General features: G+C 65.8%; 9 protein-coding genes and 1 pseudogene. 2 read left to right on the top strand and 8 right to left on the bottom strand.

Translation table 11 applies throughout. The features are described 5' to 3' along the window. Together truB and ASE88_RS16345 are read right to left on the bottom strand one after the other, a co-directional pair. On the bottom strand, nt 1–540 hold a 540-nt coding region (truB, locus tag ASE88_RS19630; protein ID WP_235527982.1), incomplete at its 3' end, for a tRNA pseudouridine(55) synthase TruB. A gap of 150 nt (nt 541–690) precedes the next feature. Next, the gene (locus ASE88_RS16345; protein ID WP_056479945.1) at nt 691–1266 is read right to left on the bottom strand and encodes a thymidine kinase; all 576 of its coding nucleotides are present in this window, start codon (nt 1264–1266) and stop codon (nt 691–693) included. 190 nt (nt 1267–1456) lie between these two features. Here ASE88_RS16345 and ASE88_RS16340 point away from each other — a divergent pair, with 190 nt between their 5' ends. After that, nucleotides 1457–1858 (top strand): hypothetical protein, encoded by a 402-nt coding sequence (locus ASE88_RS16340; protein ID WP_156357073.1) that lies wholly within the window; start codon nt 1457–1459, stop codon nt 1856–1858. Here ASE88_RS16340 and rbfA read toward each other — a convergent pair. From rbfA to rimP, 6 genes and pseudogenes are all read right to left on the bottom strand, one after another. Next, complete coding sequence (gene rbfA / locus ASE88_RS16335; protein WP_056479939.1) at nt 1855–2250, bottom strand: 30S ribosome-binding factor RbfA; 396 nt, start codon at nt 2248–2250, stop codon at nt 1855–1857. The genes ASE88_RS16340 and rbfA overlap by 4 nt on opposite strands. 156 nt (nt 2251–2406) lie before the next feature. Then, nucleotides 2407–5253: a translation initiation factor IF-2 gene (gene infB, locus ASE88_RS16330; protein WP_056479937.1), complete on the bottom strand. Its 2847-nt coding sequence runs from the start codon at nt 5251–5253 to the stop codon at nt 2407–2409. Then, a complete protein-coding gene (locus tag ASE88_RS16325) occupies nt 5250–5990 on the bottom strand; it encodes a DUF448 domain-containing protein (RefSeq protein ID WP_055881137.1) in 741 nt (246 codons plus the stop codon). The genes infB and ASE88_RS16325 overlap by 4 nt, the downstream gene beginning before the upstream one ends. A 124-nt stretch (nt 5991–6114) precedes the next feature. Then, complete coding sequence (locus ASE88_RS16320; RefSeq protein WP_055881134.1) at nt 6115–6354, bottom strand: tautomerase family protein; 240 nt, start codon at nt 6352–6354, stop codon at nt 6115–6117. Between the two features lie 161 nt (nt 6355–6515). Then, nucleotides 6516–8123, bottom strand: a pseudogene (gene nusA / locus ASE88_RS16315) (transcription termination factor NusA); the annotation flags it as partial. Further along, a complete protein-coding gene (gene rimP / locus ASE88_RS16310; protein WP_056479935.1) occupies nt 8123–8719 on the bottom strand; it encodes a ribosome maturation protein RimP in 597 nt (198 codons plus the stop codon). The pseudogene nusA and the gene rimP, both read right to left, overlap by 1 nt. Before the next feature lie 178 nt (nt 8720–8897). Here rimP and ASE88_RS16305 point away from each other — a divergent pair. Beyond that, nucleotides 8898–10011 (top strand): PQQ-dependent sugar dehydrogenase (locus tag ASE88_RS16305; protein WP_056479932.1); only part of this gene is annotated, 1114 nt, incomplete at its 3' end.

The following is a 10011-nucleotide window of genomic DNA, read 5'->3' as shown; positions in this document are numbered from 1 at the left end:
GGGGGGCTCGCCACCAGCGGAACGTTCGCGGAAGCCCCCCTCCACCAGCTTCGCTGGTCCCCCTCCCCGTACCGGGGAGGATAGCGAATAAATCGTCACGTTCCTGCTCGCCAGCACTACGTCCTGCCCGGCACGCGCGAGGTCGTAGGCGCGCTCGCCGTCGACCTTCAGCGCGGAATAAGCCGGCGGCACCTGCGCGATCGGGCCGGTAAATTGCGCCAACACCGCCTCGACCGCCGCCATCGTCGGTCGCACGTCGGAGGTGGCGATGCTCACCCCCTCGGCGTCGAGCGTGTCGGTCTGCACCCCAAACATCACGGTGAAATCATAGATCTTGTCGCTGTCGAGCATCCGCCCGGCCAGCTTGGTCGCCTCGCCGACCGCGATCGGCAGCACGCCGGTCGCCAGCGGATCGAGCGTCCCCCCATGCCCGACCTTGAATTTGTCATAGCCGCCGTTGCGCAAGGCGCGCTTCACCGCGGACACGCCCTGCGTCGAGCCCAGCCCCAGCGGCTTGTCGAGAATGATCCAGCCATGCATCTTCGGGGTCCTTCAATATCGTAAGGCGGGGCAAACGCCACCTACTCCGTCATCCTGACGAAAGTCAGGATCCAGAGCCATGAGCGACGGTGTTTGGTACCCTGGATCCTGACTTTCGTCAGGATGACGGGGAGGGGTGAAGGGCAGGGACTACCCTAAAGCCTCCGAGAAATGCCGGCGGCAGAGCGCGACATAGCGGTCGTTGCCGCCGATTTCGGTCTGCTGCCCCTCGGCGATCGCCCGTCCGCCCGCATCGACGCGCAGGTTCATCGTCGCCTTGCGCCCGCACATGCATACCGACTTGATCTCGACGAGCGAGTCCGCGAGCGCCAGCAATCGCGCGGAGCCCGGGAAGAGCGCGCCCTGGAAATCGGTGCGCAATCCGTAGGCCAGTACAGGGATTCCGACGACGTCGCAGACATGAGCGAGCTGGTCGACCTGGGCGGGGGTCAGGAACTGCGCCTCATCAACCAAGACGCACGAGATCGCGTCCTCGGCGTGCTGCCGGGCGACGCACGCGTCGAGATCGGTCGTCGCGTCGAAGGCGATCGCGGGGGCCTCCAGCCCGATCCGCGACGTGATCGTCCCCGCGGCGAACCGGTCGTCGATTGCCGCGGTGAACAGCATCGTCCGCATGCCACGCTCGCGATAGTTGAAGTCCGCCTGGAGCAGGTTCGTCGACTTCCCCGCGTTCATCGACGCATAATAGAAATACAGCTTGGCCATCGCGCGTCTCTAGGCGCGCGCCCTATGATGCGTCCACTGCGCGTATAGACATTGCAGTCCGGCTCGATACCATCCGCGACGATGATGGGGGATTGTCATGCGCAGTGCCATTTGGGTTCTCAATATCTTCGCGACAATCTGGGGCGCTATCGGTCTCGCCGGCGTCGGATGGCCGGCGAGGGCTGTCCCGATGGTGATCTCGGTTTTGCTGATCACCTGGGCGAGCCGTATACCCGCGCCTGAGCGGACAGCGGCGGATTCCAAGCGCATCGGCCGGCTGATCGGAACCTGGACCATGGTCGAGGGGGTCGCGATATTCGCGACGTTCGCGCTGACCCCGAAGCTCGGCGTCCCCGATGCCGCGGTTCCGATCCTGGCGATCGTCGTCGGGTTGCACTTTCTGCCGATCGCGCGTGGCATACCGATGCCAGTCTATTATGCGACCGGGCTGGCGATGATCGCGACGGGCGCGGTCGCGTTGCTGCTACCCGGGGCGGTTCGGTACGCCGCAACTGGTCTTCCCTGCGCAATCATTCTTTGGGCAAGCTGCGTCGCCATCGGCCAACGGGCGCGACGGCGCGTCCTCGTCTAGCCCTCGTCGGCTGCCAGATCGCGGGCGATGTGCGGGTCGCGCAGCAGCGTGTCGATATGGGTGCCCTCGTCGAAGCTCTCGTCGGCGAGGAACTTCAGCTTGGCGGCATACCGCATCTGCACCCGGTTCGCGACTTCGCGCTGGAGATAGGCGGTGTTCGTCCGCAGCGCCTTGAGCACCTTCTCCTCGTCCTTGCCGAGCAGCGGCTTCACGAAGACGGTGGCGTGGCGCAGATCCGGGGACATTCGGACTTCGGTGATCGTCACGAGGTGCTTTTCGAGCACCGGATCGTGGACGTCGCCGCGTGCGAGGATGTCCGACAGCGCGTGACGCGCCTGTTCGCCGACCCGCAAGCTGCGGACGACTTTTACTTCTGGGGTATCGGCCTTCATTCTTCTCACTCCCTCGCCCCTCCGGGGAGAGGGTAGGGGTGAGGGGCGGCCGCGAACGTTACCGCCCGGTACTGCCCCTCACCCGACCCTTTCCCCGCAGCGGGCACCCATGAAAGTAATACTTTCATGGGACCCAGGGGAGAGGGCTTCAGTTCATCACAGCGTGCGTTCGCGCATCTCGACTTCGAACGTCTCGAGGACGTCGCCGGCCTTGATGTCGACGAAGTTCGACGTGAACGTCACACCACATTCCAGCCCGGCGCGGACTTCGGCGACATCATCCTTGAAGCGACGCAGCGATGCGATTTCGCCCTGGTAGATGATGACGTCGTTGCGCGTGATGCGCGCCTTGAGCGCCTTGCGGATATTGCCCTCGGTAACGAGCAGACCCGCCGCCTTGCCATGCTTGCCCGCCGAGAAGACCTCGCGGATATCGGCACGACCGACGACCGTCTCGAACGCTTCCGGCCCAAGCTCACCGGCCATCCCCGCCCGGATCTCGTCGATCAGGTCGTAGATCACGTCATAGTACTTGAACGCGACCTTCTGGCGCTCGGCGATCTCGCGTGCCTTGGCGTTCGGGCGAACGTTGAAGCCGATGATCGGTGCACCCGATGCCGCCGCGAGCGTCACGTCGGACTCGGTGATGCCACCGACGCCCGAACTCAGCACGCGCGCCTTGATCAGGTCGGTGGAGATCTTGTTGATCGCCCCGACGATCGCCTCGACCGTACCTTGCGTATCCGCCTTCACGACCAGCGGATATTCGATCGCCTGCTTGTCCTTGAGCGCCGAGAACATGCTCTCGAGGCTGGCAGGAACCGATGCGGTCCGCTTGTCGGTCTTCACACTGCGACGATATTCCGCGACTTCGCGGGCCCGTGCCTCGTTCTCGACGACCTGGAACGGATCGCCGGCCGACGGGACACCCGACAGACCCAAGACCTCGACCGGCATTGCCGGACCCGCTTCCTTGATCTGCTTGCCCTTGTCGTCGACCAGCGCACGGACCTTGCCGCTCTCGCCGCCGACCACGAAGATGTCGCCGACCTTGAGCGTGCCGCGGTTGACGAGGATCGTCGCGACCGGGCCACGACCCTTGTCGAGCTTGGCTTCGATCACCGTACCCTCGGCGGCGCGATCCGGATTGGCGCGCAGTTCGAGCAGTTCTGCCTGGAGCTGGATCTTCTCGATCAACGTATCGAGACCGATCTTCTTAGTCGCGGAGACTTCGACGTCCTGGACGTCGCCGCCCATGTCCTCGACCACGATCTCCTCGCTCAGCAGGCGCTCGCGCACCTTCTGCGCATTGGCGCCTTCCTTGTCGATCTTGTTGATCGCGACGATCATCGGCACGCCTGCCGCCTTGGTGTGGGCGATCGCCTCCACCGTCTGCGGCATCAGGCCGTCGTCCGCCGCCACCACCAGGATGACGATGTCGGTGACGTCCGCGCCGCGCGCACGCATCTGCGTGAACGCCTCATGGCCCGGCGTGTCGAGGAAGGTGATCTTCGACTTGTCCTTCAGCGTGACCTGATACGCGCCGATATGCTGAGTGATGCCACCCGCTTCGCCGCGCACCACGTCGGTGCCGCGCAGCGCGTCGAGCAGGGACGTCTTGCCGTGATCGACGTGACCCATGATCGTGACGACCGGAGCGCGGGGCTTCAGCGTCTCTTCGGCATCGTCGATCGTGTCGTTGGCCAGATCCTGGTCGACATCGCTGACGCGCGTCAGGTTGTGACCGAACTCGGTGACGAGCAGCTCGGCGGTATCCTGGTCGATCGTCTGCGTCATCGTGACGGGCATGCCCATCTTGAACAGCGCCTTGACGAGGTCGGCGCCCTTCTCGGCCATGCGGTTGGCGAGTTCCTGCACCGTGATCGCCTCGGGGACGACGACGTCGCGGATCTGCTTGGCCTGCGCCTCGCGCGGACCACCCGTGCCGCGACGCTCCTTCTCGCGCGCACGCTTCAGCGCGGCGAGGCTGCGGGCGCGTGCACCATCACCATCGCCGAGCGCGCGGTTGACGGTGAGCTTGCCCGAGGTGCGACGATCGTCACCCTTGCGGTCACGCTGCTGCGGACGCGCTGGCACTGCGTCGCGACGGACGCCACCGGCCGGAGCATTCGCACCAGTTGCACCTGGGCGAGCGGCGGTCGTGCCGGCGTTGCCGGTCGTTGCCGGCGCCGCGGCAGCGGGGGCCGCGACAGGCTTCGGCGGCGGTGGAGGACGCTCTGGACGTGCGACCGGCGAGAACCGGCGCGGTGCCGGGAATGCCGGATCGCGAGTCAGTTCGATGATGGGCGGCTGTGCCGGCGGTGCGACAGGCGCCGGCGCAGGCTTGGGAGCCGGTGCAGGCGCCGCGGCAACCGGCGCGGGCGCAGGCTTCGGTGCAGCAACCGGAGCCGGGGCGGGCGCCGCAGCAACGGGGGCTTCGACCGGAGCCGGCGCGGGCGCTGGCGTCGGTGCTGCGACCGGAGCGGGAGCCGCTTCGACCACAGGAGCGGGTGCGGGCGCAGGAGCCTCGACGAGCTTCGGCGCCTTGGCTTCAGCCTCGGCACGCGCACGCTCAGCGACGCGGTTACGCTCGTCTTCGATCGCCTTGGCGCGCTCGGCCTCTTGGCGACGACGCCCTTCTTCCAGCGTGTTCATGCGCTGCTCTTCAGCCTCGCGGAGCAGCTTGGCCTGGCGCTCTTGCGGCGACAGATTGCTCTGCTGCTGACGCACAGGGGCGGGCGCAGGCTGCGGTGCGCGCGCCTGCGGTGCCGGGGCTGCGGGGGCAGCCGCCGGGGCGGGCGCGGCAATCGGTGCCGCGTCCGCAACCTGCACGTCGGGCTCGCCCGGACGGCGCAGCACGCGCGCACGCTTGGTTTCCACGATCACCGTATTCGATCGGCCGTGGCTGAAGCTCTGCTTCACCTGGCCGGTCTCGACCGTGCGCTTCACACCCAAAGGTGCGCGCATGCCAAGTTTCGGCTTCTCGTTGTCCGTGTCGCTCACTCAAATTCCTCAGTCATATCCACGGCCGGGCGTTGTCCGGTCGATCCGGACGCCCCTATATTTTGTGACGCCGATGCGCCCTGCGAGGCCGTTTCGCAAGACACGGAAGAAGGTTCGGAGCCGATAAAATGCAGCCAACGGTCGAGCGCTTCGCTCACCCGCTTTGCTGCAGCGCGGTCTGTCAGGCCAATGTGTACCACATTTTCCCGTCCCAGCGCCAACGCCAATATGGTGCGCGACGCAGGCAGTGCCAACCCCCGCAAACCCGAGCCCTCGACATCGTTGCCGATGCGCCAGGCCTGGTCGAGCTTGCGGTTGCCATCCTCGGCAGCGTCGGACGCGTGATACAGCGCCTTCAGCTTGCCCTGGCGTGCGTTCTGCTCGATCCGGTCGGAGCCGATCAGCACCGTCCCCGAGCGCGATTCGAGCCCGAGCCGGTCGAGCGCGTTACGCGCAAGTGCGGATTCGATCATCGCTGGAAGCTCGGGTGCGATGGTAAACTCGCCGGTTTTGAACGCTCGCGCGAGCGCGCCTTTCAGCTTGCCCTTCTTGATCGCCGCCTCGAGTTCGAGTCGCGTCACCCCGATCCACGCACCGCGGCCAGGAGCCTTGGCACGCACGTCGGGATGAATCTGGCCATCGGGGGCCAGCGCGAGTCGCACCAGATGCGGGCGAACGTCGCGCTCGCCTGACAGGATGCACTTGCGGATGGGGGCGTCTTCATCCCCCTCGCGCAAGCGAGATGGCTTGGGCTTGCGCCCGGCACCATCCTTGTTCTTGGCCGAGGCCGGGCGCCCATCCTTCGGTCCTCTCCCGCTAGCGGGAGGGGAGGAAGGAAGGTCGTCGGTAGCGCCTAGCGTCTCATCGGGAGGGTTCCGCATGTGCGTCCTCCTGCGCTGGAGTTGTCTTGGGCGCGTCGCGGTCGACCAGCAGCTGGCCGCCCGCGCCGTAATTCTCGGTCGAGACTTCCTCGATCACGATCTGCACCGCAGCCGGGTTCTTTCCCAGCCGCTGCACGAGCGACTGGGTGACGTCGGCGACGATGCCGGACTTCTGGTCCTTCGTGGCAGACCCCGAGATGCGAATGCTGACGAAGGGCATCAGGCCTTGTCGCCCTCGCTTTTCGTGTCGGTCTTGTCCGCAGCGTCCTCGACCGAAGCGTCGTCCGCCGGAGCGTCCTCAGCCACGGCTTCGTCGGCCGTCGTCTCTTCAGTTGCAGCGTCCTCGACCACGGCGTCATCAGCCGAAGCCGCTTCCACCGGAGCCTCGTCCGCCTCGTCGGCGTCAGCTTCGGGGGCCTCGTCCTCGAACCAGTGCGCACGCGCGGCCATGATGATCTCGTTACCCTGCTCGTCGCTCAGGCCGTATTCGGCGAGAATGCCGCCCTTGGGCTCGGGACGCTTGGGCGCGTCGTCGTTGCGACGGCGTGGCTCGACGCGCTTCTTCTCGACCAGCTCGTCGGTCGCCAGATCGGCGAGATCGTCGAGCGTCTTGATCCCCGCCTTGCCGAGCGTGACGAGCATCGCCTCGTTCAGGTACGGCATGTCGATTAGCGCGTCCTCCACGCCGAGCGCGGTGCGCTCCTCGCGGCTGGCCGCGTCGCGGCGCTCGAGCGCCTCGGTCGCGCGGTTCTGCAGCTCGCCCGCGAGGTCCTCGTCGAAGCCCTCGATGCCGGCGATCTCCTCGACCTCGACATAGGCGACCTCTTCGAGGTTGGTGAACCCTTCGGCCACCAGCAGCTGTGCGAGCGTCTCGTCGACGTCGAGCTCCTTCTCGAACATCGCCGAACGCTCGACAAAGTCCTTCTGGCGCTTCTCGGAGGCATCGGCCTCGGTGAGGATGTCGATCGCCTTGCCGGTCAGCTGCGACGCGAGCCGCACGTTCTGGCCGCGACGGCCGATCGCCAGCGAAAGCTGGTCATCGGGAACGACCACCTCGATGCGCTCTTCTTCCTCGTCGATCACAACGCGGCTGACCGAGGCCGGCTGCAACGCGTTGACGACGAAGGTCGCGATGTCGGGCGACCAGGGGATGATGTCGATCTTCTCGCCCTGCATCTCCTGCACGACGGCCTGAACGCGGCTGCCCTTCATGCCGACGCATGCGCCGACCGGATCGATCGACGAATCATGGCTGATGACGCCGATCTTCGCGCGCGAACCGGGATCGCGGGCCGCGGCCTTGATCTCGATGATGCCGTCGTAGATTTCGGGCACTTCCTGCGCGAACAGCTTCTTCATGAAGTCGGGATGCGCGCGGCTGAGGAAGATCTGCGGCCCGCGGTTTTCGCGGCGGACGTTGAGGATCAGCGAGCGGATGCGGTCGTTGACGCGCACCACTTCGCGCGGGATCTGCGCGTCGCGGCGGATGACGCCTTCTGCACGGCCCAGGTCGACGACGACATGGCCGAACTCGACGCGCTTGACGACGCCCGTGATGATCTCGCCTGCGCGATCCTTATACTCTTCGAACTGGCGCTCGCGCTCGGCGTCGCGGACCTTCTGGAAGATGACCTGCTTGGCGGCCTGTGCGGCAATGCGGCCGAACTCGATCGGGGGCAGCGGATCGACGATGAAGTCACCGAGTGCCGCGTCCTTCTGCAGCTTCTGCGCGCCCTTGACGTCGACCTGCTTGAAATAGTCATCGACCGCCTCGACCACTTCGACGACGCGCCACAAGCGCAGATCGCCGGTGTTCGGATCGAGCTTGGCGCGGATGTCGTTCTCGGCGCCGTAGCGCGAGCGGGCGGCGCGCTGGATCGCGTCCTCCATCGCCTCGATCACGATCGCCTTGTCGATCATCTTCTCCGACGCGACCGAATTCGCGATCGCGATCAGTTCCGCGCGGTTTGCGGTGACTGCCGTGGCCATCAATGCTGTCCTTCTTCGGTGTCGGCCTCGTGAGCGTCGGGCTCATCGGTGGGCGTGTCTTGATAGAAAACTTCGTCCGCGCCTTCGATCGAAAGCGGCGCGGTCGCGGCGATGAGTCGGTCGGTCATGACGAGCTTGGCGTCGGCGACTTGGCTGAAGTCGATCGTCATGATCTTGTGCTTGTTCACGTCGACGGTGATCTTGGTGCCTTCGACGCCCATCAGATTGCCCGAGATCTGCTTGCGATCCTCGAACGGCGCGACAAGGCGGATACGCGCCTCCTGGCCTTCCCAGTCGGCAAAGTCCTGGAGCCGGGTCAGCGGGCGGTCGATACCGGGGCTCGATACCTCAAGACGATACGCGTCCTCGCCGACCGGGTCCTTGCCCTCGGCTTCGAGCGCATCGAACTTGTCCGAGATGCGGCGCGACAGTTCGGCGCAATCCTCGATCACCAGCTGGCGGGTGTCGGGGCGCTCGGCCATCACCTGCAGCGTCGGGTCGGACTTGCCGCCCTGCATGCGCACGCGCACGAGGCTGAGGCCGAGCGCCTTGGCTTCGGGTTCGATCAGGTCGGTCAGCAGGGCGATATTCGCCATCGAAATTCCAAACAGGGCCAAAGCACAGGGGGTTTCCGCCGCGGAGCAAGCCCCGCAGCCTCTTCACCTGGCGATGTAGAGAAGTGATGTCTCTATACGCCGGGTGGCGCTGGTCCGCAAGCGCGGGCAACCTTCGTTCGTCACGCCGCGTTTGACTAGGGATTTCCGGGAGAGAATCATGATCCGCAAAACGCTGTTCGCCACCAGCCTGTTGTCCGCCACGCTGCTCGCTTCGACTGCCTGTTCCGCGCAGCCCGCCGCGGCCGGCAAGCCGTTCAAGGAGACGGTCGTCGCCGATTTCGAATCGCCTTGGGCGATGACGTTTCTGCCCGACGCGCGCATGTTGGTGACCGAGAAGAAAGGGCAGATGCTGCTCGTTTCCGCCGATGGCAAATCGCGCCAGACGATCGCGACGATCACGGTCGATTCGGCCGGGCAGGGCGGTCTGATGGACGTCGTCCTCGCCCCCGACTTTGCGACCAGTCAGCGCGTCTATTTCAGCTATTCGACCGCGGGGGAGGGCGGCAAGGGCGTCGTCCTTGCACGCGGGCAGCTGTCCGTTCCCGTGTGCGTCCAGGCGCCCTGCGACTTTGCCCGTTTGGAAAATATCACCGAATTGTATCGCGCGCGTCCGTTCGTGGAGGGCAACGGCCATTACTCTGGCCGCATCGCCTTCTCGCCCGATGGCAAATATCTGTTCTTCACAAATGGCGAGCGGCAGAAATTTACCCCGGCGCAGGATCCGAAAGCGACGCTCGGCAAGGTGTTGCGCCTGACGCTCGACGGCAAGCCCGCGCCCGGCAACCCGCTCGCTGCCAAGGGCTTTGCGCCGGAGGTCTGGAGCTACGGCCACCGCAACCTGCTCGGCATCGCGTTCGATGCGAAGGGCAATCTGTGGGAACAGGAGATGGGCCCCAAGGGCGGCGACGAGGTCAATTTGATCAAGCCCGGCCTCAACTATGGCTGGCCCAACGCCTCGAACGGCAGCCACTATGACGGTCGCGACATCCCCGATCACAAGCCGGGCGATGGCTATGAAGCGCCCAAGGTGTCGTGGAACCCGGTGATCTCGCCCGGCGGCCTGATGATCTATTCGGGCGCGATGTTCCCGCAGTGGAAGGGCGACGCGTTCATCGGCGGGCTGTCGTCGCAATCGCTCGTCCGCGTCGACCTGAACGGTACGACCGCCGCGAAGGGTGATCAATGGGACTTGGGCGCGCGCATCCGCGAAGTCGAACAGGGGCCGGACGGCGCGATCTGGCTGCTCGAGGACGGCGGCGATTCGCAAGGCC

It is taken from the genome of Sphingomonas sp. Leaf38, assembly GCF_001421825.1.
Classification (GTDB): Bacteria; Pseudomonadota; Alphaproteobacteria; order Sphingomonadales; family Sphingomonadaceae; genus Sphingomonas.
This window is presented reverse-complemented; position numbering and strand designations above follow the sequence as displayed.

What these genes read in the sequence shown, in the direction of transcription:
- rbfA (WP_056479939.1), bottom strand. Translation starts at nt 2,250, where the DNA reads ATGAAGGCCGATACCCCAGAAGTAAAAGTCGTCCGCAGCTTGCGGGTC.
- ASE88_RS16320 (WP_055881134.1), bottom strand. Translation starts at nt 6,354, where the DNA reads ATGCCCTTCGTCAGCATTCGCATCTCGGGGTCTGCCACGAAGGACCAG.
- rimP (WP_056479935.1), bottom strand. Translation starts at nt 8,719, where the DNA reads ATGGCGAATATCGCCCTGCTGACCGACCTGATCGAACCCGAAGCCAAG.
- ASE88_RS16340 (WP_156357073.1), top strand. Translation starts at nt 1,457, where the DNA reads ATGGTGATCTCGGTTTTGCTGATCACCTGGGCGAGCCGTATACCCGCG.
- ASE88_RS16345 (WP_056479945.1), bottom strand. Translation starts at nt 1,266, where the DNA reads ATGGCCAAGCTGTATTTCTATTATGCGTCGATGAACGCGGGGAAGTCG.